Consider the following 22,281-nt stretch of genomic DNA (forward strand, 5'->3'; position numbering starts at 1 on the left):
AGAGCAATTCCGGCGATGAATGAGGATGCGAACACGAATGCAATCCTGATAGCTGGCCCGACGGCCAGCGGCAAGTCGGCACTTGCGGTTCGCATGGCTCGAGACACGGACGGCTTCATCGTGAACACCGACTCCATGCAGGTTTACGACGTACTCGATCTTCTGACTGCCCGGCCGGACAAAGCCGATCTTGCTGCCGCGCCGCATTATCTCTACGGACATGTCGCGCCGTCGATAAGCTATTCAACGGGACGATGGCTGGAGGACGTAGCTCGTCTGTTATCGCAACCCAAGATGAAGGACCGCACTCCGATCTTTGTCGGCGGCACGGGGCTTTATTTCAGGGCATTGCTGGGCGGACTGTCGCAAATGCCGGAGGTGCCCGGTGATGTTCGGGCCTATTGGCGAGGGCGAATGGAGACAGATGGACCGGAGTTGCTTCACCGGATCCTCGGTGAACGCGATCCCGATATGGCCGCAACACTTCAGCCTGCCGACAGTCAGCGCATCGTTCGAGCACTGGAAGTGCTGGAGGGCACCGGAAAGTCTCTTCTCTACTGGCAGCAGACAAAAGGTAGGGCCCTTGTAGATGAAAACAGCGCCCATAAAATTGTATTGGCGCCCGATCGGGCATGGCTTTCAGAGCGCATCGCGCAGCGATTTGCGTTGATGTGGGACAATGGCGCGATCGACGAGGTCAAGGCATTGCTGGCCCTTGATCTGGACCCCGGACTGCCAGCGATGAAAGCCATCGGTGTGCGTGAAATCACTGCGTACCTTGAAGGCACGATGTCCCGAGAAGAAGCTGTTGAACGTTCGGTTATCGCCACGCGGCAATATGCGAAGCGTCAATCGACATGGTTTCGAAATCAGCTCAATGCCAGCTGGTCCGTCCATGCAAATTCTAATGATGCTTTCGCTCAATTAACGACAACGAAATAACTCGCTGGCACTCTCTGAAACAGGAGGCGGGCGTGGATTATGCGGTTCAACAGATCGGAGCGGGCATTTTTTATTCTGATCGTTTTGATGGTCGGTATCGGGCTGCTGCTCTACCAGGCTCGCGTTGACATCGGACAATTGCTGACCTTACCGCTTGAGGGGCGCACCTTGGAACTGGTTTCGCGGCTGGACCAGTTGAACTACGTCACGATCTGGTTGCTGGCGGCGACGCTCGCTTGCGGGCTGTTCCTGATCTACCCCCAAATAAGAATCGATGCGCTGGATCGCGGCAAGTTGCAGGTCATCACGCAGGATCTTTCCGAGCGGTCGCAGACCCTCGAACATGCTGCGCTGACGGACAGCCTGACGGGCATGCAGAACCGGCGTTATTTCGACGAGGCGCTGAAGGAATATCTGGTCCAGTTCGACCGTATTCACCGGCCCGTCGGGCTGATGATTATCGACCTCGATCACTTCAAGTCTGTGAATGATACTTACGGGCATGACGTTGGCGACATCGTACTGCAGGAGGTGGCGCGGTGCCTGAGGGATTACACACGCTATCATGACGTTGTCGCCCGGCTGGGTGGGGAGGAGTTCGCAGTCCTCGCACCGAACATGGATGCGGAATTGATGATCAAGCTTGCCAATCGCATTCGCAAGGCAATATCGGCGCTTGAAATCGATCTCGGTGACGAAAAGCTTGGTGTTACCGTCAGTATCGGTCTTGCGATATGGGACCGGCGCGAGACCTCGAAGGATCTCTATCGCCGCGCAGACAAGATGCTCTATGCAGCAAAGAACATGGGACGCAACCGCGTCTGCGCCTAAGCGTGTCTAGCGCTCGCGGTCCTTGCGAAAACTGCGCACCAATTCGCCCATCTTCTCGATGCTCTGCTTCGTGTCCAGGCTGAGTCGAGTTTGCGGCTTCAATGAAGGTGCCCGATGAAATTGCTCTCCGATCGATGCATGGTCGCGCTGAGAGGTGGAAGCCGGGTTGCCCCAAAGGTTGTCGTCGTCTGCGAGCCGGTCCGCCGGTTCCGCCTGGGAGCTGCTTTCGAATGCGCGCAGCTTTTCGATGATACGGTCGAGCGATATCTTGCCGTCGTTCCGCCAGCCGGAAAGGGCGCTTTCGCTTTTGCTGCGTCCCGGAAGCTGATGGGATGGAATAGTCTCAAATGTAAGTCGCATGGGCGTCGAGAAGGCTTCGCCGAAGGCGATGGCCTCGCGATTGGCGATCGATGAAAGGAAACCTGCCATGCTTTGCGCGCCGCCGCGAATGGCACCTTTGATGATTTCCTGATCGCGTTCATTGCCGAGCCGCATCGCGAAAATGGAATTGCATTGCGACAGGATTGTCGCGTCAAGCTCGCCGGGGCGCTGGCTGATGACGCCAAGATAGGAACCGTATTTTCGGCCTTCCTTGGCAATTCGGGCTATAGCCTGCCGCGTCGGCCAGAAGCCGGCGTCGCGGTCGGCTGGAATATAGCGGTGAGCTTCTTCGCAGATCACCAGCGTCTGCAGGCTGCCTTCGCTTGACAGAGCGATATCGAATGCCAGTCGGCACAAAACCGACGCGACGGCGTTGACCACCTCGGATGGCAATCCCGCAAGCTGGAATGTGCAGATGGGCTTTCCGTTTTGTGGGATGCGGAAAATGCGGCCAATGGCGTGCCGCATCGTCTCGGGTCCGCCAGTCACGGCAAACATGAAGCGGAAGCGAGGATCGGCAGAAATCGATTCCAGACGAGCCTTGAGGCTTCGCAGATAGGGACGTTCCGCTTTGCTGTCGAGAAGCCCCATGCGTTCGTCGATGAGGGCGATCAGATCTGGGAGGCGATAGGCAACGGGCGTGTCGGCGCTGACGCTCTGCCGGTCCGCCAGCTGCCGCCGCAAGGTTTTCGCGGACAACGGCTCGGTGCCTTGCATTTTTTCCCGCGCAAGCTGGACAAGATCGCGCAGTATATCGAGCTCCATCGGGTCCGGCGCGCGCCCGCGAAAGATCACGTCTGCGAATTCTTCAAGCCGCAGCATCCAGAACGGCAGTTCGATATTCGTCTGATCGACGGCTACTGCGAGGTCAGGAAATGCGCTCGCGAACTCGTTGTGTGGATCAAGGATGAGTACACGAAGATTGGGCTTTTCGGCGACGATGCGGCGCAGAAGCAGCATGACTGCGCTCGATTTACCGACGCCCGTTGTGCCAACGATGGCGAAATGCCGGGAAATAAGATCGTCGACCGAAATATGAGCCGGAACTGTTGCGTCCTGTGTCAACGTGCCGATCGAAACGCTGCTGTGCCCGGTCTGGGCATAAATGGCCGCCAGGTCGCTCGCGCGGATACGGTGGGCGATAGCGCCCGCATGGGGAAATTGAGAAATACCGCCGTTGAATGTGGTTTGCCCATTGGACTGCACGCGAACCTCGCCCAGAAACTCGACATGGACATGGAGCGTGTTGTCACCGCCGCGTATCCAGACATCACCCGGCACAAGCACATTGCGAATAAGACCGACGACGCGATTGCCGCCTGACCGAATGGATATCAGCTGTCCCACGGCCCAGTAATCGTCGGATGCGGGGGAGGAGGGGCCTGACAACGCCGAGACGATGGCGCCTTCGCCATCACACTGGATGACGTACCCTTCCGTGCGATTGCGCTGCACGTATTCGCCGTGTTCTCGTGCGCCGGAATTGCCGCCGATTTCGCTCATGCTGCCCGCTTGCCCCAACTTTCAACAGGAGGTTTCGCATCAGGATAGGAGTCTTCGGTTGAAATAAAGTTATCGTTTAGGGCGAGCGAGCCTAAGAAAATATCGCAGGCGATGTATTTATGCGTTGACGACGCCAAATCCGGCTATTAGTGTCCGCCACCATGAACACGATTATTATTCTTGTGGTACGGGCGCGCATGGGCAGGATGGTGTAACCATCCGGCGAAAGCTCCCATGCGCGAAAGACAGGCTCCCTCGGGGGCCTTTTTTATTATCCAAATCAGAAATGAAATGCAGACGGGAAGAGAACAATGACTGCAGGTAAACGTGAGGCGGACGCAAACGCCGCAGAAACGCAGGAAGCAAGCAATCCGCGCGAAATGACCGGCGCGGAAATGGTCATTCAGGCTTTGATCGATCAGGGCGTCGAGAGCATCTTCGGTTATCCCGGTGGCGCTGTGCTCCCGATCTATGACGAACTCTTCCAGCAGGACAAGGTTCAGCACGTTCTGGTGCGTCACGAGCAGGGCGCCGGACATGCGGCGGAAGGCTACGCGCGTTCGACCGGCAAGGTTGGGGTGATGCTTGTCACATCCGGTCCGGGTGCGACCAACGCGGTCACGCCGCTTCAGGACGCCCTGATGGACTCCATTCCTCTGGTTTGCATTTCGGGCCAGGTGCCGACGACCCTGATCGGTTCCGATGCATTTCAGGAATGCGATACGATCGGCATTACACGCCCCTGCACGAAGCACAATTGGCTCGTAAAGGACGTCAACGATCTGGCGCGCATCCTGCACGAAGCCTTTCATGTCGCTTCCACCGGTCGTCCGGGTCCCGTTGTGGTCGACATTCCGAAGGATATCCAGTTCGCCAAGGGCATTTATACGCCGCCGGAAACTGCACCGCGCACCAGCTACCGTCCGGTTCTCGACGGCAATGCGCAGGCAATTCCGGATGCCGTTCGTCTGCTCGTCAATGCGAAGAAGCCCGTCATCTATTCCGGCGGCGGCGTGATCAATTCCGGCCCGGCAGCTTCCCGTCTGCTGCGCGAGCTGGTGGAGATCAGCAATTTCCCGATCACCTCCACGCTTATGGGACTGGGCGCTTATCCGGCTTCCGGCAAGAACTGGCTCGGAATGCTCGGCATGCACGGCACCTATGAAGCCAACATGAGCATGCATGACTGCGACGTCATGCTGTGTGTCGGTGCCCGTTTCGACGACCGTATCACCGGGCGCCTGAACGCATTTTCCCCGAACTCGAAGAAAATTCATATCGATATCGATCCATCTTCGATCAACAAGAACGTTCGCGTCGACGTGCCGGTCATCGGCGACGTTGCCCACGTTCTGGAAGACATCGTTCGTCAGTTCCGCGCTTCTGAAAGGAAACCGGAAAAGCAGGCAATCGGTGCATGGTGGGAGCAGATCGACCGCTGGCGCTCCCGCAATTCGCTTGCCTATGCGCCGAACCGGGACGTCATCATGCCGCAATATGCAATTCAGCGGCTGTATGAACTGACAAAGGATCGCAAGACCTACATCACCACTGAGGTTGGACAGCACCAGATGTGGGCTGCGCAGTTCTATGGCTTCGAGGAGCCGAACCGCTGGCTGACCTCCGGCGGTCTCGGCACCATGGGCTATGGTCTGCCGGCGGCGCTTGGCGTGCAGATCGCGCACCCTGATGCTCTGGTTATCGATATTGCAGGCGATGCATCCATCCAGATGTGCATTCAGGAAATGTCGGCTGCGATCCAGCACAATGCACCGATCAAGATCTTCATCCTGAACAACCAGTATATGGGTATGGTGCGCCAGTGGCAGCAGCTTCTGCATGGCAACCGTCTGTCGCACTCCTATACGGAGGCGATGCCGGATTTCGTGAAGCTGGCGGAAGCCTACGGCGCGCACGGCATCCGCTGTGAAAAGCCGGGTGATCTCGATGCCGCCATTCAGGAAATGATCGATATCGACAAGCCGGTTATTTTCGATTGCCGCGTGGCAAATCTCGCCAACTGCTTCCCAATGATCCCGTCGGGCAAGGCGCATAACGAAATGCTGTTGCCGGATGAAGCGACAGATGAAGCCGTTGCCAATGCTATCGATGCCAAGGGCCGCGCGCTCGTCTGATCCGGAGGAAAAAAATCATGAACGCACAGAACCTAGCTTCCGGATCGGCCTATTTCATCGCTGCCGAAACGCAAATGCCGGAAACGCACACGCTTGCCGTCCTCGTTGACAACGAACCGGGCGTCCTTGCCCGCGTGATCGGTCTTTTCTCCGGTCGTGGCTACAATATTGAAAGCCTGACGGTTTCGGAAACCGAGCATGAAAAGCACCTCTCGCGCATCACAATCGTGACGCGCGGCACCCCGCATGTGCTCGACCAGATACGCCACCAGCTGGCCCGCATCGTGCCGGTTCACCGCGTTGTCGATCTCAGTCATCGCGCCTCGGAACTCGGCCATGACCGCCCGGTGGAACGGGAATTGGCATTGGTGAAGGTCGCCGGCAAAGGTGAGGCAAGGGCCGAGACGCTACGTCTGGCCGACGCATTCAAGGCCAAGGTGGTTGACGCGACGACAGATCATTTCATTCTGGAAATCACCGGCAAAACTGCCAAGATCGATCAGTTCATCTCGATCATGAAGCCGCTCGGTCTGGTTGAGACCTGCCGTACCGGCGTTGCGGCCATGAACCGGGGGCCTGAAGGCATGTAATAGCTTCCGAGAAGATCGATACAATATCGTTGTAAACCGGCACAATGTTTCGATTGTGCCGGTTTTTTATTGAGCTAATTTGTCCCTATAAATCGGGGCCATCCTATGTCTATCGAAATTTTTCTGGCGCTTCTTGTCTTCGCCTTTGTCTCATCCGTTACACCGGGGCCGAACAATCTGATGCTGCTGGCATCGGGTGTAAATTTCGGTTTCCGCCGCACCATTCCGCATATGCTGGGGATTGGCGTCGGCTTCTTCGTATTGCTCCTGGCGGTCGGCTTCGGCCTCGGCGCCTTGATCGAAACGGTGCCGTCATTCTATACCGCGCTGAAATTCGCCGGTGGCGCCTATATGCTTTATCTCGCTTGGAAAATCGCCATGTCGCGCTCCATCGGAGAAGCCAGACATCGCGATAAGAGCGTGCCGATGACTTTCCTTCAGGCGGCAGCGTTCCAGTGGGTCAATCCGAAAGCGTGGGTGATGGCAGTCACCGGCATTGCCACCTATGCCAACCATGACAATTATTATGTTGCCGTGCTTTTGGTGAGCACTGCCTTCGCGATCGTGAACTTGCCGAGCGTGTCGGTCTGGGCGGGGTTCGGAACTTTGCTGCGCAACTGGCTTTCGGATCCTGTTCGGTTGAAATGGTTCAATCTTGTCATGGCTTTGCTGCTCGTGCTGAGCCTGTGGCCAATGTTGAAATAAAGATGAAGAGGCAGATGATGAACAAGCTTCCAACTTACGATGACGTGATCTCGGCCGCAAAGCAGATCGAAGGCCATGCGCACCACACGCCCGTATTCACATCGTCCACAATCGACCGTGACACCGGCGCGCAGTTCTTTTTCAAGTGTGAGAATTTTCAGCGGATCGGTGCATTCAAGTTTCGAGGTGCGTTCAACGCTTTGTCACGGTTTACGGATGAGCAAAAGGCGCGGGGTGTGCTGGCTTTTTCATCCGGCAATCATGCCCAGGCGATAGCGCTTGCAGCAAAATTACTCGGTATTGGGGCGACCATCATCATGCCGGAAGACGCGCCGCGCGCCAAGCTGGAAGCAACGCGAGGCTATGGTGCGAAGGTTGTAACCTATAACCGCTACGAAGAAGATCGCGATGCGATTTCAAGTCGGCTGGCGGAGGAGGGGGGGCTGACCCTCATTCCGCCGTTCAATCATCCCGATATCATCGCCGGGCAGGGGACTGCTGCCAAGGAGTTGATCGAGGAAACCGGCCCGCTCGATGCATTGTTCGTCTGTCTCGGCGGCGGTGGCCTGCTTGCGGGCTCGGCGCTGGCCGCGAAAGCCTTGTCGCCCGCTTGCGATGTCTACGGGGTGGAACCGGAGGCTGGAAATGACGGCCAGCAATCATTTCGCTCCGGCAAGATAGTCCATATAGATGTTCCAAAGACGTTGGCGGACGGTGCGCAGACGCAGGCGCTGGGCGACATGACCTTTGCCATCATTCGCAACACCGTTCGCGATATTCTGGCGGTTGGCGACGATGAACTCGTGCAAGGCATGAAATTCTTCGCCAGCCGGATGAAGATGATCGTTGAGCCCACCGGCTGTCTTGCTTTTGCCGGAGCGCGACAGATAGCGTCGAAGCTGCAAGGCAAGCGCGTAGGCGTCATCGTCAGCGGCGGTAACGTTGATCTCGACAGATTTGCAGCTTTGATGAGCAAAAACGTTTGATCACGGTTTGATCTTGTTTTCAGGCGGCGAATCCTGTCTGAAAGGATCATGCAGTTTTCACCGGAACAGGATCAGGCGCTGAAAGCAGTGGGGCATTGGCTCAAGGACGGTCGCAGCCCCATTTTCAGATTGTTCGGCTATGCGGGTACGGGCAAGACGACGCTCGCCCGTTATTTCGCCGAGCATGTGGATGGCGATGTGCAGTTTGCTGCGTTTACCGGGAAGGCAGCTCAGGTGCTGCGTTCGAAGGGTGCCAGCAACGCTCGCACGCTTCATTCGCTCATCTATCGCCCGCGCGGTGAAGAAGCAATCGAAGACGAAACCACTGGCAAGACCTCCATCGCGCCGACCTTCTCGCTCAACCGGCAAAGCCCTGTCGCCAAGGCAGCGATGATCGTCGTGGACGAATGTTCCATGGTCGATGAAGCGCTGGGGCGGGATTTAATGAGTTTCGGCACGCCTATCCTTGTCCTTGGCGATCCGGGACAGTTGCCTCCGATTTCCGGTGGTGGGTTTTTCACGGAGCACGAGCCGGATTACCTGCTGACCGAAATTCATCGTCAGGCACAGGACAATCCGATCATCCGTATGGCGCTCGACGTTCGAGAGGGAAGGGAACTTCCCTATGGCGACCACGGCGCTGCGAAGGTTATCGGTAAAGGCGATGTCAATCAGGAGATGGTTCTGGCTGCCGATCAGGTGCTGGTCGGTACAAACCGAACGCGACGCCGCTACAATCAGCGCCTGCGGGAATTGAAGGGCTTCACTGCGGATTATCCGCAGGCCGGCGACAAGCTGGTTTGCCTTCGCAACGATCCTGCCAAGGGGCTTCTCAACGGATCATTATGGAAGGTGATGACCTCCTCCAAGGAAACCGTGAAGCCGGGCATCAACCTGCTTGTTACGCCCGAGGACGATGACCGCGGCGTTGCGAAGATCAAGCTGTTGAAGGCGCAGTTCGAAGATCCGGACAGTGAAATTCCGTGGCAGACCAAAAAGCGTTATGACGATTTCGATTATGGCTATGCGTTGACGGTTCATAAAGCGCAGGGTTCCCAATGGGACGAGGTGGTGCTTTTTGATGAAAGTTTTGCGTTCCGCGATACGCGTGAGCGCTGGCTTTATACGGCCATTACCCGCGCCGCCGAACGCCTGACTATCGTAAAATAATCATTCTTCCATCGGTCTTGCGCCAAGCCATTCCCATGCCTCGTTTTCTTCATCCGCTTCAAATGCACGGAGTTCTATCGAGAGGAACGGCTGCATGAGGGTTATGCTGGCCTGTATCCACAGGGGTCCGCCCACGATAGCATAGCGGCGAAGCTTTTTGAGCGATTTGGCGCGCATGGACAACATGCTCTCCGAAAACGCAGCGGTCCAGTCGAACCCCTCATAGCCGGTGAGACGGACCAGAAGATCGATTTCGTCGTGGGTTTCGTAAGCGGCATCGAGAAGCCCGTAGAGGTTCTCCAGCGATGCGTCGTCAAGATGCCCCTCGATTGCAAAGGCAAAAACGTCATCCCGGTTTGTTGGAATACGGCGAATGACGGGTATGTCCTCATTTCGCATCATAGACCTCCATCATTGATCAGATTCAAACGCGAAAGCGGGGTCAAAGGTTGCGTCCAGCGCCAAATTGATACGAACTGGAAAAGCTCTGCAAACCCAGTTTGTTACAACCAATTTGCGCGGTTGGGGATTGCAGGCGTGGTGCGACGGCAAAACACTCACATTTTTTCATGGCAGGCGTTATAAAGCGGAATATTCATCCGGGAGTCTCCAATGCCTGCGAAATTATCGGTCAATCTCAACGCTGTTGCGATGCTGCGAAACCGGCGCGATTTGCCATGGCCAAGCGTTACCGGTCTGGGCCGCGCCGCGCTCGCTGCAGGGGCCGCCGGATTGACGGTGCATCCGCGTCCAGACCAGCGTCACATCCGGTTTTCCGACCTCGGCGAAATACGCGCTTTGATCGATGACGAGTTTCCGCAGGCGGAGTTCAATATCGAAGGCTTTCCAAGCGAGGCATTTCTAGATCTTGTGGAGAAGCATCAGCCTGAGCAGGTGACGCTTGTGCCTGATGATCCGACACAGGCGACATCTGATCACGGATGGGATTTCGTGTCGAAGTCTGATTTCCTCGCGCCGATAGTCGCTCGCCTGAAAGCAGGTGGAATGAGGGTGTCGTTGTTCGCCGACCCTGATCCGTTGGGATACGAACGCGCAAAGGCTATCGGGGCGGACCGGGTGGAACTCTATACCGGTCCCTACGGCGCTACCTACGACGATCCGGCTGCCGCGATACACGAACTGGATCGTCTGGAAAAGGCTGCAAATGTTGCCACGGCGTTGGGATTGGCCATCAATGCCGGGCATGATCTGACAGTAGATAATCTGCCTGCGCTCGTTAAACGTGTTCCTCAACTGAACGAAGTTTCCATCGGGCATGGATTGACAGCCGATGCCCTCATGTATGGGATGCCGACGACGGTAAGCCGCTATATCGCGGCTTTGCGATAGATGTTATTCAATGCGCTTGATGCATGGCTGGGATTGGAGCTTTGCAAAAAGCGCATTTGCATTCGGATGCGACAAGCTATAGGCGTCCGCCACTATTCAGATGCGTGTGGGGGCGCGCAGGATCGTATGAGGGAAGCATTGAAGCAGTTCTCCGACGTCTGCTTTGCGCGCTGCGGCATTTGCAATGTTGTTGCATTCGTGCAGATTGCTACGTTCAGTCGACGCCATGACCATGATTGAAACTGGTCGGGGGAAGGCTTGGCAGCGATGCCGCAATTCGCAACTTTTTGCGAATACGCTCATTATCTCAATTCGATCCCAGTAACTCCAGCCAGAACGTTTTCAGGAAGTTGCGAGGTGCCTGCATATGAGCGGCGAGCTAAATGGCAATGACACGCCGATGCAGGCTGGTGTGCCTGCAGTCGGTGTTCCTGAAAGCGTTGCGTTTGCTGAAGATGCCGGCCAGCACAATGAGAGCATGAAGACGCTGGTGCTGGGAGCATTGGGTGTCGTCTATGGCGACATCGGCACCAGCCCTATCTACGCTTTTCGTGAAGCGCTTCATGCAGCCGCGAGTGACGGCATCCTCGCCCGCAGCGATATTCTGGGCGTCGTTTCGCTGATCTTCTGGGCGCTGACACTGGTTGTCACAATCAAATATGTGCTGTTTGTTCTGCGTGCAGACAATAATGGCGAGGGTGGCATTCTTTCGCTGATGGCCCTTGTCAGAAGTGCGTTGAAAGGCAGACCGGACCTGATTCTGGGGGTAGGCATCTGTGGCGCGGCGCTATTCTTCGGCGATGCAGTCATCACGCCTGCCATATCGGTCCTCTCGGCAATGGAAGGGCTGGAGATTGTCGCTCCCGATCTTACGCCTTTCGTGGTTCCAATAACCGTCGTTATTCTCGTGACGCTGTTCTCCGTACAGAAATTGGGAACGGGAAAGGTTGCCATCGTCTTCGGACCGATCATGGCATTGTGGTTTCTGGCGCTGGGCGCGTCGGGTCTATGGCATATTTTCGACGACCCTACCGTGATGGTCGCGCTCAATCCCTATTATGCGGTGCGCTTTCTGGTGGTCAGCCCCGGCATCGCATTCATTACGGTCGGCGCCGTGTTTCTCGCAATGACGGGCGCTGAAGCCCTTTACGCCGATCTCGGCCATTTTGGGCGCAAGCCAATTGTCCGTGCATGGCTCTGGATCGTTTTTCCATGCCTGCTGCTTAACTATTTCGGGCAGGCTGCGTTCATTCTTTCTCACGGTGAAGCGGCTGCGCTGCCGTTCTTCCAGATGATGCCAAGTTTCGCACTCCTGCCCATGGTGTTGCTTGCCACCGCTGCGACCGTGATAGCGAGCCAGGCGGTTATTACCGGCGCCTACTCCGTGGCGCGTCAGGCCGTTCAGCTCAACATTCTTCCGCGCTTGGAAATCCAGCACACCTCGGAAAAGCTGCACGGCCAGATTTATATCCCGCGCGTCAATCTGCTTCTGGGGCTGGCAGTGGTCATTTTGGTGCTGGGTTTCGAGAAATCCAGCAATCTTGCGGCGGCATATGGCATTGCCGTCACCGGCAACATGCTCGTGACGACGGTTCTGCTTTATATCGTGATGACCCGTATCTGGAACTGGCGCGTAAGCCGCGCCCTGCCATTTATTCTCGGTTTCCTTGTCATCGACATCATGTTTTTCAGTGCGAACATCATCAAGGTTCACGAAGGGGGATGGGCGTCGATCGGTATCGCAGTGGTGCTGGTCCTCATCATGTGGACCTGGGTGCGGGGAACGCGGCACCTGTTTCACAAGACCCGCAAGGCTGAAGTTCCGCTGGACCTGATCGTCCAGCAAATGACCAAGCGTCCGCCTACCATCGTGCCGGGTACGGCTGTTTTTCTGACGGGCGACCCAAAAAGCGCTCCGACCGCCCTCATGCATAGCCTGAAACACTACAAGGTTCTGCACGAAAACAATGTCATATTGACGGTTGTGACCGCCTCGAAGCCATGGGTTTCGAGTGCCGACCGGGCACGGGTGTCCCAATATAACGAGCGCTTCATGCAGGTGACGCTCACTTTCGGCTATATGCAACAGCCTAACATCCCGCGGGCGCTCGGCATCTGTCGCAAACTCGGCTGGAAATTCGACATCATGACCACGTCTTTCTTCCTGTCGCGCCGGTCCCTCAAGGCATCCGCTCATTCCGGCCTGCCGCTCTGGCAGGACAAGCTGTTCATCCTGCTTGCGCGCACGGCATCAGACGCAACCGAATATTTCCAGATCCCGACAGGTCGAGTGGTGGAAATTGGAACGCAGGTAAACCTTTAAATCTGCTTGAACCGACAATTTTACAGGGCGCTTTCCCGGCTTCGGGAGGGCGCTTTTTGCGTTCTATGCGCGGCAAACTGAATTCTGCAGTAGCGAACTGTAATTTTCGAAAACACGCTTGACCGTGGCGGGAACAATAATTATGAATTGGGGAACCGTACCGTACGGTACAAGGTGGAGGAAAGACCCGTGACTGATACCAGCGACGAATTGCAGGCTCAAAAGCAGCAGGCTCTTTCGCCGCGTCAGAACGATGTTCTGGAGCAGGCGTTGCGCCTTCTAGTGGAAGGCGGGGACCGCGCTTTGACGACGGCAAGTATTGCGCGTGCCGCCAACTGCTCGAAGGAAAGCCTCTACAAATGGTTTGGTGACCGCGATGGCCTGTTGACCGCGATGGTTCGCTGGCAGGCCTCGAAGGTTCGCGTTGTGCCGCTGACGCGTGAGAAGCTCGATGCGGAGTCCCTGTTTTCCAGTCTGGAGCATTTCGCGCGCGACTGGCTTCTGGTGCTGTCGGGGAAGACCTCGATTGCTCTGAACCGCCTTGCGGTGAGCCACGCAGCGTCCGCTAAATCCGCATTGGGTGATATCGTCCTGGCCAACGGCCCTGTGGCCATGGCCAAGCGCCTCAAGCCCATTCTGCATATGGGGCAGGAGGCCGGTTTGCTGACCTTCGACGATATCGATGAGGCATTTCGCACGTTTTTCGGGCTCGTCGTCCGGGACATGCAAATACGGTTGCTGCTTGGCGACCATCTGGAACTGACTGACGACGTGGTCATCCGGGACGCCCGGCGTGCCACCAAGCAGTTTTTTGCCCTCTACGGGGCCTAATCACATCGGCGGACGCGAGAAAGCCGAAGAACAATCTGAACGAAGGGAATAAGGAAATGCGCGTTTACTACGATCGGGATGCAGACGTTAACCTGATCAAGTCGAAGAAGGTGGTTATCGTCGGTTACGGCAGCCAGGGCCGTGCCCATGCGCTGAACCTCAAGGATTCCGGTGCCGCTAACGTGCGCGTGGCCCTTCGTGAAGGTTCTGCGACTGCGAAGAAGGCACAGGCTGACGGCTTCGAAGTGATGAATGTTGCCGATGCCGCCAAGTGGGCCGACCTCATGATGATGGCAACGCCTGACGAGTTGCAGGCCGACATCTACAAGGAGCACATTCACGACAATCTTCGTGATGGCGCTGCTATCGCCTTCGCCCATGGCCTCAACGTCCATTTCGGCCTCATCGAGCCAAAGAAGTCGGTTGACGTCGTGATGATCGCGCCAAAGGGTCCGGGCCATACGGTTCGCGGCGAATACCAGAAGGGTGGCGGCGTACCTTGCCTCATCGCCATTCACCAGGATGCTTCGGGTAACGCGCACGATCTGGCGCTCTCCTACGCTTCGGGCGTCGGCGGTGGTCGATCAGGCGTCATCGAAACCACTTTCAAGGAAGAGTGCGAAACCGATCTGTTCGGCGAACAGGCTGTTCTCTGCGGCGGCGTGGTCGAACTGATCCGTACAGGCTTTGAAGTTCTGGTCGAAGCTGGCTATGCGCCGGAAATGGCGTATTTCGAGTGCCTGCACGAAATGAAGCTGATCGTGGACCTGATCTACGAAGGTGGCATCGCCAACATGAACTACTCGATCTCCAATACGGCCGAGTGGGGCGAATACGTGACCGGTCCGCGCATTATCACTGCCGAAACCAAGGCTGAAATGAAGCGCGTCCTGAAAGACATCCAGACGGGCAAGTTCACGTCGGATTGGATGCAGGAGTGGAAAGCCGGCGCTGCCCGCTTCAAGGGTATCCGCCGCATGAACGATGCTCACCAGATCGAAGAAGTCGGCGGCAAGCTGCGTGCAATGATGCCGTGGATTGAAAAGAACAAGCTCGTGGACAAGGCTCGCAACTAAGAGACTTCAGCTTCCATTGTTCGATCAAGGGGGCGTTTCATGCGCCCCCTTAATAGTTGGCGTCCCAGAAGGCTTATGCGTTCGTTGCGAACGAAAAGAACTCAAATTCTGCGCCAGTTTTTCGTTTCATGCACTTAAAGGCCCAAAACAATTCCGAATATCTTTATTCCATAGAAGCATGGGAAAAGCTGTTCTCGTCTGCCGAAAAGTGCGCTAGAGCTTCACATCCAATAGCCAAGTTCTGAGGAGACTTCGCTATTACAAGTTCCGTAAAATCTACGGATAGTCTAATTGAGGAGATTTCCCGTGTTGGACTGGGAAAATGTATTTGCAACGCGCTCGAAACGTATGCGCGCATCAGAAATCCGCGAACTGCTGAAGCTTCTGGAACGTCCCGATATTATTTCGTTTGCGGGCGGAATTCCTGATCCGGCGCTTTTCCCGCATGACGAATTCCAGGCGGCTTATAAGGATATTCTTACCGGCCCCGAAGCCAATGCAGCGCTGCAATATTCCATTTCGGAAGGCTACAAGCCGCTGCGCACCTGGCTCGTGGGTGAGCTTGCCAAGATCGGCATTCCCTGCACGGAAGACAATGTGTTCATCACATCGGGTTCGCAGCAGGCTCTCGACTATCTCGGCAAGCTGTTCCTGTCGCCTGCCGATACGGCGCTCGTGACCGCACCGACCTATCTCGGCGCGCTCCAGGCCTTCAACGCTTACGAGCCCAATTACGATATACTGGCGATCAAGGGCAATCGCACGCCGGAATCCTATGCGCAGGCAGCGGAAAAAGCCGGCGGTCAGGTGAAGTTCGCTTATCTGTCTGCCGATTTCAGCAATCCGACTGGCGAAACCGTCGATCTTGCTGGCCGCGAGAAACTGCTCGCACAGGCGGATGAACTCGACATTCCGGTGATCGAGGACGCGGCTTACCAGTATCTTCGCTACAATGGCGATGCGATTTCGCCGATCCTGGCACTCGACATTGCCCGTAACGGCGGCGATATCGAGAAGACCCGCACCATCTATTGCGGTTCCTTCTCCAAGACGCTGGCTCCGGGCCTGCGCGTCGGCTATGTGGTGGCGTCGAAACCGGTTATTCGCAAGCTTGTTCTGATGAAGCAGGCAGCGGACCTTCACTCTTCCACGATCAACCAGATCGCCATTCAGCGCGTTGCCAGCAGTGGCTTCGATGCTCAGGTAGCGAAGCTGCACAGGGTTTATAAGCACCGTCGCGACAAGATGCTCGAAGCGCTGGCGAAATATATGCCGGAGACCACGAGCTGGACGAAGCCTGAGGGCGGCATGTTCGTCTGGGTCACGTTGCCGGAAGGCATGGATGGCGCTGCACTTCTTGCCGCGTCCATCGATAGCGAAAAAGTCGCGTTCGTTCCGGGCCGCGCCTTCTTCGCTGACGGCAGCGGAGCCAATACACTGCGCCTCAGCTATTCCTGCGCCAATGACGAGATGATCGATGAAGGCATCAAGCGGCTTGGTCGCCTGATACGCGCTCACACAAAATCTGCCGCTGCCTAAGCCGCAGATGTAAAAGCCGGGTTCTGACCCGGCTTTTTTCTTACTGGAAGGGTGAATTGCAGCCCGTTCTCGGACCGGCTATCGGCTGGTACGTGTTGTCGGATGTTCGATAGCTGCGATAGCGGTTCGAGCACCACTGGATATGGTTGCTGCTTGGACGCGCGCCGACGGTCGGCGGCTGCATCGTGCGCCGATATTGCAGGGCATCGCCGTTCTTGTAATTTAATACGCCGTGTTCGGTAATATAGGTTCCACTTTCCCGGCAAAGTGTCGAACCGTAGCAATTACGGGCGCTCGGGTCCGTTCGATTGGCTCCCGCCTGACCGCCGATAATCAAAGGGCCGCTCGGCTTCAACGAGGGAAGATACTGGCTGTTGCGAAGTTCGACGGCTGACCCCGCACTCGCAACACCGGCAACGAAAAGTCCGGTCAGTATCGTCAGGTGCAGTAGGTTTCGCATCGTCTCGGCTCGCTTCAATGACGTTTCTCCCGGTATATGGGTATTTTTGAAACCCAAGTCACGGTTTCAGCAGAAATTTATTGGTTTCGGAATTCATCCTCTTGCCAATCGCCTAGCAAGCGGAGAGATTGCGCATGCATGTTTACAATAGCTACCTTCAATGTCGAAAACCTGATGCGCCGGTTCGATTTTTCCGGCTTTCGCAATGAATTGCATCAGGATCGCACCTTGCAACTCTTTGAAATCAGCGATGAGGCGCAGTATCGCCTTCTCGAGCAGGCACGGTCCATTGCGCATGCCGACGATACGCGCCAGATGACGGCCCTTGCTATTGCCGAAACACGCGCCGACATTCTTTGCCTGCAGGAAGTGGACAACCTCGCTGCGCTGAATGCATTCGAGTATGGCTATCTTTTCAAGATGATAGGCCATGGCTTCCGGCATAAATACCTGATTGACGGAAACGACAGCCGTGGCATCGATGTCGCCGTTATGATGCGCGACACCACACGGGACGGCCAGCCCATTGAGGTTGATCAGGTCACAAGCTACGCCTACCTAACCTATAACGATTTCGGCCTGTACGAGCCTGCCCTCGGCGAACTCGGACTTGAAGCCCATGACCGCATCTTCAAGCGGGATTGCCTTAATGTGGATATCCGTATTGCCGGAAAGCCGCTGTCGCTTTTCGTGACACATCTGAAATCGATGACGGGCGCGCGCAACGGCTTTGATGGACGAACTTCCTCTTTGCCGGTGCGTCGCGCGGAAGCGCGAGCGATACGCCGCATCATCGAAGACAAGTTCGGTCCCTCCAATGTTGCCGACCGCCGCTGGCTGATTTGCGGTGACTTCAATGATTATCGCGAGCGGATCATCATCGGAGGCGATGAATGGAACGGTTACGAATTCACGCCATTGGTCGAAGAGGAAAGTGCGCTCGACGTGCTTCTGGGAGACGGGTTTGCGGTCAACCTGGTCGAACGCCGCCCCGTGATGGACCGCTGGACGCTCTATCACACGCGCGGGCCGCAAGAGCGCCATCTCTGCCAGCTCGACTACATCATGGCGTCGCCTTCATTTGCGAAGAAGAATGAAAGGGCGGTTCCGAACATCATTCGGCGCGGGCAGCCGTGGCGCACGATTTTTCCGCCTGGCCAGCAGATCGACCGCTATCCCCGAACCGGGTGGGATCGTCCGAAGGCAAGCGATCATTGCCCGGTTGCAGTGACGCTGAATATGGTTTGAATGATGGAACAGGTCCGCGAAAACACCGTCCATATAATCGACCGTGCGGATGTGCGGGTCCTGCCCGGTCCTTTGCCATATACGGTGGAGAACAGCGAAGCGATTGCTTCGAACTGGACGAAAGAGCGGGCTGCGAACCCGACCTTGTTCGATGGTGAGTTTTATCTCGCCCCGCAAGCGGAATTGACGGGCGGTCTATTTAAAGCCGGTTTCAAGCGTACAAGTTTTGCAACGTTGATGCACTGGCGACGTGATGCATCGCAGGAACGTCCATGGCACATTTTCGGGGTCGGTGTGATTGTCTCCAGCGAGGGTCATCTGATCGCAGGCCGCATGGGGGTGCAGAATGCGGGAGCCGGAAGGGTTTATTTTCCGGCTGGCTCGATCGACGATAACGACATTGTCGACGGATATGTCGACTATGATGCCAATCGCAGGCGAGAGGTTCAGGAAGAAACCGGTCTCGATCTTCATGACGCCAGAGCGGAGCAGCAAATCAATCTCGTGACTGGCAATCGCAGCGTTGCGCTTTTCCGCCGTTATTATTTTGACGCGCCATCAACGGAGCTGGTGTCGCGGATCGAGCAGCACTTGGCTGATGAGGCCGAGCCCGAGTTGTCAGAGATCATTCCGGTGAAGGCAGCAGGGGCGATGGGTGGGGCCACGCCGAGTTATGTGCGAGCCTTCGCGGACTGGCATTTTAACAATCTCTAAAACTTGGTCAGACTTGCAGATGACAGCGCCACGAAATTGTCTATGCTCGCAGATAACGCGCAGCATGAAGCATCGGAGTGAAATCGCCTTTGCAATTTGTCTTGTGAGCATGTCATGGGGAGAATGAGGGATGAGTGAAGCCGCTGTTTCCGGCAGATTTTACGAGGTTTTCGACGTTTTCGCCGACAAGGCTCTGGCTGGAAATCCGCTGGCTGTGGTTCATGACAGCGAAGGTTTGAACGATACGCGAATGCAGGCCATCGCACGTGAGTTCAACCTTTCCGAAACGGTGTTCATTTTCCCGCCGAGCAATCCGGCGCACGAGGCGGCGGTGCGTATCTTCACGCCTGATTATGAGCTTCCCTTTGCCGGACACCCTACGGTGGGTGCGGCAGTTTCACTCGCCCGACGCCGCAAGACGGGGGATGAGACGGACAGGCTCGTCGCTCTGGAAGAGAAGGTCGGCATTGTGCGCTGTGGCGTGATACTTGGCGAGAACAGCGCTTTCGCCGAGTTCGATCTGCCGCGCCTTCCGGAACGGCTCGAGGTCAAGATCGAGAAGGAAGAGGCCGCCGCCGCAATCGGTCTCGGTACACACGAGATCGGATTCGAGAACCATGTACCCGCCGTCTGGAGTGCGGGTACACCCTATCTGCTGGTGCCGGTCCATAATCTGATAGCAGCAGCGAAAGTGTCCATTGATCCGGTCTATGTCAACGAAAGCCTGCCGCATGTTGATGGCCGTCCCTTGCCGATTTATGTCTATTGCCGCGAAACAATTCTGTTCGACAGCAATTTCCATGCACGCATGTTTGTAACGGGCGCCAATGTCTATGAAGATCCGGCTACCGGTTCTGCAGCGGCGGCCTTTGCAGGCATGATCCAGAAAAACGACAAGCCTGTTGATGGCAGTTCGCAGTGGTGGATCGAGCAAGGTATGGAGATGGGGCGGCCTTCGCGGATTCGCCTTGAACTGGACGTTGCCAAACAGCAGCTTACAGGTGCCCGGATCGGCGGAACCGCAGTCAAGATCGCGGAAGGACGTCTCTTCATCTGATAAAATTACCGCCCCCTGCGCTTTGATTACGGTCAAAGCTGGAACGCTGCCCTATGTTAACCTGTCGGCAGACAAGCGAACGGCGGAGCTGAGCCATGATGATCAGGGAAATGTCGGAATACGATATCCGGAACATGATACAGCACACCCAGCTGGGGCGGCTGGCTTACGTTCTCGACAATCGCCCGTATATCCTACCACTGAGTTTCCGGTTCAGCGGCGGTTCACTCTATTGTTTTACGACCGAGGGCCATAAAACCGACGCCTTGCGCAAGAACGATGCGGTTTGCATCCTTTTCGATCAGATTGAATCCCGGACCAACTGGCGCACCGTAGTGCTGAACGGCCGATATCGGGAGATCGAACGCGAAGACGAGAAAAACTCGATCGTCGCGCTCATGGCTTCGGAGCCAACCTGGTGGGAACCGGCCTACACAAAAACGGTTGCCAAAGACGGTCACGAACGTAAACTTGCGCCGGTCTTTTTCCGCGTTGATATCGAAAGCGCAACAGGTCATCAGGCCGGCTGAAATAAAGCCCCGGCATTTCAGGCCGGGTTCGACTTCGTGTTACTTTACGACCAGAACCGGTGTGTTGCCGCGGGTCAGGACTTCATGGGTCTGACTGCCTAGAAGCATGCCCTTCAGTCCGCGACGACCATGGGAAGCCATGACGATGAGATCGTTGCGCAGTTCCTTGGCTGTCTCAATGATGGATGTGGCCGGATGCGGGGCAACCTCATGCAGCGTATGAACTTCAACTTCCGCTTCCTTCGCCAGTTCGCGCGCACGGGCGAGGGCTTTATCGGCATATTCGTTCCATTCCTGCTCGAAACGCTCGATGAAAGCAGGGCTATCGGTCCAGCCGCCGGGAAGCCCCGAAACCGAATAGGGCGCGGTCACCGTCAACACTGTCACCTTCGCACCAACGCTATGCGCCAGCTTAAATGCGTGGACAAGCCCGCGCTCTGCAAACTCCGACCCATCGGTCGTGACGAGAATATTCTTGTACATGTTGCCCTCGCTGTCGGTTTTCAATCTTTAACCTAATGTTTTAAACAGCCATATCAAACCCCTTGCCTGACAAGTTGTTTAGACGGAACGAATTCATGCCCCTCGATTGCGATGCATTTCATGCCAGCTGGATAGCGACGGTCCTCAATCTCGATTGGCCGTCGCGCAGTTCCTCTCGGATCGAGGACGATGCCGAACGTGTAAAGCGCCAGAAAGAAGAACTTGTCAGGCTTTTTGACGAGGCGGCCGAGCACGGTATCAACGCCGTCATTTTTCAGGTTTCGCCCACTGCCGATGCGTTTTACCAGTCAGCCTATTTGCCGTGGTCGTCCTATCTGACGGGAACGCTAGGCAAAAATCCGGGATTCGATCCGCTGAAATTTGCGGTTCAGGAAGCGCATAAGCGGGGCATCGAACTGCACGCGTGGTTGAACCCCTATCGCGTTTCGATGGATACAAAGCCGTCGACCCGCAAGGAGTTGCGAAATTCGTCGAAGGAGTCGCCAGCCAGCGTTTATAAAACCCACCCGGCCTGGGTTGGCGTATCGGCGGATCGTTATGTTCTCGATCCCGGCATTCCGGCCGTTCGCGAATGGGTGACGAATGTTACCGCTGAGGTTGTTCAGAAATATGATGTCGATGGCATTCAGTTCGATGACTATTTCTACTATGAAACTGCATCGTCGAAACTCGATGATGATAAATCCTATGCACAGTTCGGGACGCGTTTTTCGAGCAAATATGAATGGCGTCGCTACAATACCCATACGCTGGTACGGCAGATTTCAGACAAGATAAAAACAATCAAACCGAATGTTCGTTTTGGCATCAGTCCGAGCGGCGTCTGGCGCAATGCCGCTGACGATCCGCGCGGTTCTGCAACCCGCGCCGGGAAAACCAATTACGATGGAGATTTCGCCGACACCCGGCGCTGGGTGAAGGAGGGGATGATCGATTATATTGCGCCGCAGATTTACTGGTCCTTCGGAAGGAAGGAAGCGTCCTACGGGACGATTGCCAGATGGTGGGCAGAGACGGTTCGGGGGACGAAGACCGACCTTTATATCGGTCTGGCGCTTTATCGGGCCGGCGCCGGGACTACACTCGAGCCCGGATGGCAGGCTGGCGATGGCGTGACAGAAATCAAACGTCAGCTCGAACTCAATGATGCATTACCGGAAGTGAAGGGAAGCATTCTATTCCGTCAGGGGTTTCTCTCCGATCCGAAGCTCGGAGCTGTCTCGAACTATCTGAAGAAGACATGGGGCAAATGCAGGCCACGAAAAAACTGACTGGGAAAAACGACCATAGTTCGCGGAATTGTCTCCTGTTTGATTGAAATCAAAGAGCTTTGTTTGAGCGGGTGCTAACTAGCCATCGTTGCCGGGTTCCACCAGAGCCGGTGACCCGGGGTGCCGAGGCCCTAC

General features: G+C 56.1%; 21 protein-coding genes. 17 read left to right on the top strand and 4 right to left on the bottom strand.

Annotation, left to right across the window (positions count from 1 at the left end):
• Positions 1-15 precede the first annotated feature (15 nt).
• Complete coding sequence (miaA, locus tag JNC63_RS10365; RefSeq protein WP_063620915.1) at positions 16-942, top strand: tRNA (adenosine(37)-N6)-dimethylallyltransferase MiaA; 927 nt, start codon at positions 16-18, stop codon at positions 940-942.
• A 39-nt stretch (positions 943-981) separates the two neighbouring features.
• On the top strand, positions 982-1,773 hold the full coding sequence (locus JNC63_RS10370) for a GGDEF domain-containing protein (RefSeq protein WP_063620917.1): 792 nt from the start codon (positions 982-984) through the stop codon (positions 1,771-1,773).
• A 6-nt stretch (positions 1,774-1,779) separates the two neighbouring features.
• Here the strand turns inward: JNC63_RS10370 and JNC63_RS10375 are convergent, their stop codons facing one another.
• Positions 1,780-3,657, bottom strand: a complete 1,878-nt coding sequence (locus tag JNC63_RS10375; RefSeq protein ID WP_063620919.1) for an ATP-binding protein — start codon at positions 3,655-3,657, stop codon at positions 1,780-1,782.
• A gap of 311 nt (positions 3,658-3,968) precedes the next feature.
• On the opposite strand from JNC63_RS10375, the gene JNC63_RS10380 reads away from it, so the two are divergent.
• The 5 genes from JNC63_RS10380 to JNC63_RS10400 all read left to right on the top strand — a co-directional run bounded on the left by JNC63_RS10380 (position 3,969) and on the right by JNC63_RS10400 (position 9,243).
• On the top strand, positions 3,969-5,792 hold the full coding sequence (locus tag JNC63_RS10380) for an acetolactate synthase 3 large subunit (RefSeq protein WP_374846302.1): 1,824 nt from the start codon (positions 3,969-3,971) through the stop codon (positions 5,790-5,792).
• Between the two features lie 17 nt (positions 5,793-5,809).
• Entirely contained in the window at positions 5,810-6,382 is a 573-nt protein-coding gene (gene ilvN, locus JNC63_RS10385) for an acetolactate synthase small subunit (protein ID WP_006467176.1), read from the top strand.
• 105 nt (positions 6,383-6,487) lie between these two features.
• Positions 6,488-7,087 carry a LysE family translocator gene (locus JNC63_RS10390; protein WP_021586844.1) on the top strand — a complete coding sequence of 200 codons (600 nt, stop codon included), beginning with the start codon at positions 6,488-6,490 and terminating at the stop codon, positions 7,085-7,087.
• Between the two features lie 17 nt (positions 7,088-7,104).
• On the top strand, positions 7,105-8,073 hold the full coding sequence (locus tag JNC63_RS10395; RefSeq protein WP_063620956.1) for a threo-3-hydroxy-L-aspartate ammonia-lyase: 969 nt from the start codon (positions 7,105-7,107) through the stop codon (positions 8,071-8,073).
• A 48-nt stretch (positions 8,074-8,121) separates the two neighbouring features.
• Positions 8,122-9,243 carry an ATP-dependent DNA helicase gene (locus tag JNC63_RS10400; RefSeq protein WP_006467174.1) on the top strand — a complete coding sequence of 374 codons (1,122 nt, stop codon included), beginning with the start codon at positions 8,122-8,124 and terminating at the stop codon, positions 9,241-9,243.
• On the opposite strand, the gene JNC63_RS10405 is transcribed toward JNC63_RS10400, so the two are convergent.
• Positions 9,244-9,642, bottom strand: a complete 399-nt coding sequence (locus JNC63_RS10405; RefSeq protein WP_171053467.1) for a SpoIIAA family protein — start codon at positions 9,640-9,642, stop codon at positions 9,244-9,246. It abuts the gene before it with no gap.
• A 213-nt stretch (positions 9,643-9,855) separates the two neighbouring features.
• On the opposite strand from JNC63_RS10405, the gene JNC63_RS10410 reads away from it, so the two are divergent.
• The 5 genes from JNC63_RS10410 (at position 9,856) to JNC63_RS10430 (ending at position 16,362) form a co-directional block, all read left to right on the top strand.
• A complete protein-coding gene (locus JNC63_RS10410) occupies positions 9,856-10,593 on the top strand; it encodes a pyridoxine 5'-phosphate synthase (protein ID WP_025090499.1) in 738 nt (245 codons plus the stop codon).
• A 367-nt stretch (positions 10,594-10,960) separates the two neighbouring features.
• Positions 10,961-12,916 carry a potassium transporter Kup gene (locus JNC63_RS10415; RefSeq protein WP_025090498.1) on the top strand — a complete coding sequence of 652 codons (1,956 nt, stop codon included), beginning with the start codon at positions 10,961-10,963 and terminating at the stop codon, positions 12,914-12,916.
• A 189-nt stretch (positions 12,917-13,105) separates the two neighbouring features.
• Complete coding sequence (locus JNC63_RS10420) at positions 13,106-13,747, top strand: TetR/AcrR family transcriptional regulator (protein WP_021586838.1); 642 nt, start codon at positions 13,106-13,108, stop codon at positions 13,745-13,747.
• Between the two features lie 56 nt (positions 13,748-13,803).
• Complete coding sequence (gene ilvC, locus JNC63_RS10425) at positions 13,804-14,823, top strand: ketol-acid reductoisomerase (RefSeq protein WP_006467168.1); 1,020 nt, start codon at positions 13,804-13,806, stop codon at positions 14,821-14,823.
• A 306-nt stretch (positions 14,824-15,129) separates the two neighbouring features.
• Complete coding sequence (locus tag JNC63_RS10430; protein WP_031346792.1) at positions 15,130-16,362, top strand: aminotransferase-like domain-containing protein; 1,233 nt, start codon at positions 15,130-15,132, stop codon at positions 16,360-16,362.
• A gap of 40 nt (positions 16,363-16,402) precedes the next feature.
• On the opposite strand, the gene JNC63_RS10435 is transcribed toward JNC63_RS10430, so the two are convergent.
• Positions 16,403-16,822, bottom strand: coding sequence for a BA14K family protein (locus tag JNC63_RS10435; protein WP_025090496.1), 420 nt, complete (start codon positions 16,820-16,822; stop codon positions 16,403-16,405).
• A 138-nt stretch (positions 16,823-16,960) separates the two neighbouring features.
• Between JNC63_RS10435 and JNC63_RS10440 the strand changes: the two genes are divergently transcribed.
• The 4 genes from JNC63_RS10440 to JNC63_RS10455 all read left to right on the top strand — a co-directional run bounded on the left by JNC63_RS10440 (position 16,961) and on the right by JNC63_RS10455 (position 20,371).
• Positions 16,961-18,070, top strand: a complete 1,110-nt coding sequence (locus JNC63_RS10440) for an endonuclease/exonuclease/phosphatase family protein (protein ID WP_025090495.1) — start codon at positions 16,961-16,963, stop codon at positions 18,068-18,070.
• A 3-nt stretch (positions 18,071-18,073) separates the two neighbouring features.
• Positions 18,074-18,784 carry an NUDIX hydrolase gene (locus JNC63_RS10445; RefSeq protein ID WP_025090494.1) on the top strand — a complete coding sequence of 237 codons (711 nt, stop codon included), beginning with the start codon at positions 18,074-18,076 and terminating at the stop codon, positions 18,782-18,784.
• Positions 18,785-18,914: 130 nt separating this feature from the next.
• Entirely contained in the window at positions 18,915-19,841 is a 927-nt protein-coding gene (locus tag JNC63_RS10450) for a PhzF family protein (RefSeq protein ID WP_021586662.1), read from the top strand.
• 95 nt (positions 19,842-19,936) lie between these two features.
• Positions 19,937-20,371, top strand: coding sequence for a pyridoxamine 5'-phosphate oxidase family protein (locus tag JNC63_RS10455; RefSeq protein WP_025090493.1), 435 nt, complete (start codon positions 19,937-19,939; stop codon positions 20,369-20,371).
• Between the two features lie 39 nt (positions 20,372-20,410).
• On the opposite strand, the gene JNC63_RS10460 is transcribed toward JNC63_RS10455, so the two are convergent.
• Positions 20,411-20,854, bottom strand: coding sequence for a universal stress protein (locus JNC63_RS10460; protein WP_025090492.1), 444 nt, complete (start codon positions 20,852-20,854; stop codon positions 20,411-20,413).
• A 95-nt stretch (positions 20,855-20,949) separates the two neighbouring features.
• Between JNC63_RS10460 and JNC63_RS10465 the strand changes: the two genes are divergently transcribed.
• Positions 20,950-22,146: a glycoside hydrolase family 10-like protein gene (locus JNC63_RS10465; RefSeq protein ID WP_025090491.1), complete on the top strand. Its 1,197-nt coding sequence runs from the start codon at positions 20,950-20,952 to the stop codon at positions 22,144-22,146.
• The last annotated feature ends 135 nt before the right edge of the window (positions 22,147-22,281 follow it).

The sequence above is a fragment of the Brucella ciceri genome (assembly GCF_041930145.1).
GTDB lineage: Bacteria > Pseudomonadota > Alphaproteobacteria > Rhizobiales > Rhizobiaceae > Brucella > Brucella intermedia.

Bases quoted from the DNA above. Each gene is read 5' to 3' on its own strand.
- JNC63_RS10390 (WP_021586844.1), top strand. From the start codon at position 6,488: ATGTCTATCGAAATTTTTCTGGCGCTTCTTGTCTTCGCCTTTGTCTCA.
- JNC63_RS10370 (WP_063620917.1), top strand. From the start codon at position 982: ATGCGGTTCAACAGATCGGAGCGGGCATTTTTTATTCTGATCGTTTTG.
- JNC63_RS10400 (WP_006467174.1), top strand. From the start codon at position 8,122: ATGCAGTTTTCACCGGAACAGGATCAGGCGCTGAAAGCAGTGGGGCAT.
- JNC63_RS10405 (WP_171053467.1), bottom strand. From the start codon at position 9,642: ATGCGAAATGAGGACATACCCGTCATTCGCCGTATTCCAACAAACCGG.
- JNC63_RS10450 (WP_021586662.1), top strand. From the start codon at position 18,915: ATGAGTGAAGCCGCTGTTTCCGGCAGATTTTACGAGGTTTTCGACGTT.
- JNC63_RS10410 (WP_025090499.1), top strand. From the start codon at position 9,856: ATGCCTGCGAAATTATCGGTCAATCTCAACGCTGTTGCGATGCTGCGA.
- JNC63_RS10395 (WP_063620956.1), top strand. From the start codon at position 7,105: ATGAACAAGCTTCCAACTTACGATGACGTGATCTCGGCCGCAAAGCAG.
- JNC63_RS10455 (WP_025090493.1), top strand. From the start codon at position 19,937: ATGATGATCAGGGAAATGTCGGAATACGATATCCGGAACATGATACAG.
- JNC63_RS10465 (WP_025090491.1), top strand. From the start codon at position 20,950: ATGCCCCTCGATTGCGATGCATTTCATGCCAGCTGGATAGCGACGGTC.
- JNC63_RS10435 (WP_025090496.1), bottom strand. From the start codon at position 16,822: ATGCGAAACCTACTGCACCTGACGATACTGACCGGACTTTTCGTTGCC.
- ilvC (WP_006467168.1), top strand. From the start codon at position 13,804: ATGCGCGTTTACTACGATCGGGATGCAGACGTTAACCTGATCAAGTCG.
- miaA (WP_063620915.1), top strand. From the start codon at position 16: ATGAATGAGGATGCGAACACGAATGCAATCCTGATAGCTGGCCCGACG.
- ilvN (WP_006467176.1), top strand. From the start codon at position 5,810: ATGAACGCACAGAACCTAGCTTCCGGATCGGCCTATTTCATCGCTGCC.
- JNC63_RS10375 (WP_063620919.1), bottom strand. From the start codon at position 3,657: ATGAGCGAAATCGGCGGCAATTCCGGCGCACGAGAACACGGCGAATAC.
- JNC63_RS10445 (WP_025090494.1), top strand. From the start codon at position 18,074: ATGGAACAGGTCCGCGAAAACACCGTCCATATAATCGACCGTGCGGAT.
- JNC63_RS10460 (WP_025090492.1), bottom strand. From the start codon at position 20,854: ATGTACAAGAATATTCTCGTCACGACCGATGGGTCGGAGTTTGCAGAG.
- JNC63_RS10415 (WP_025090498.1), top strand. From the start codon at position 10,961: ATGAGCGGCGAGCTAAATGGCAATGACACGCCGATGCAGGCTGGTGTG.
- JNC63_RS10440 (WP_025090495.1), top strand. From the start codon at position 16,961: ATGTTTACAATAGCTACCTTCAATGTCGAAAACCTGATGCGCCGGTTC.
- JNC63_RS10380 (WP_374846302.1), top strand. From the start codon at position 3,969: ATGACTGCAGGTAAACGTGAGGCGGACGCAAACGCCGCAGAAACGCAG.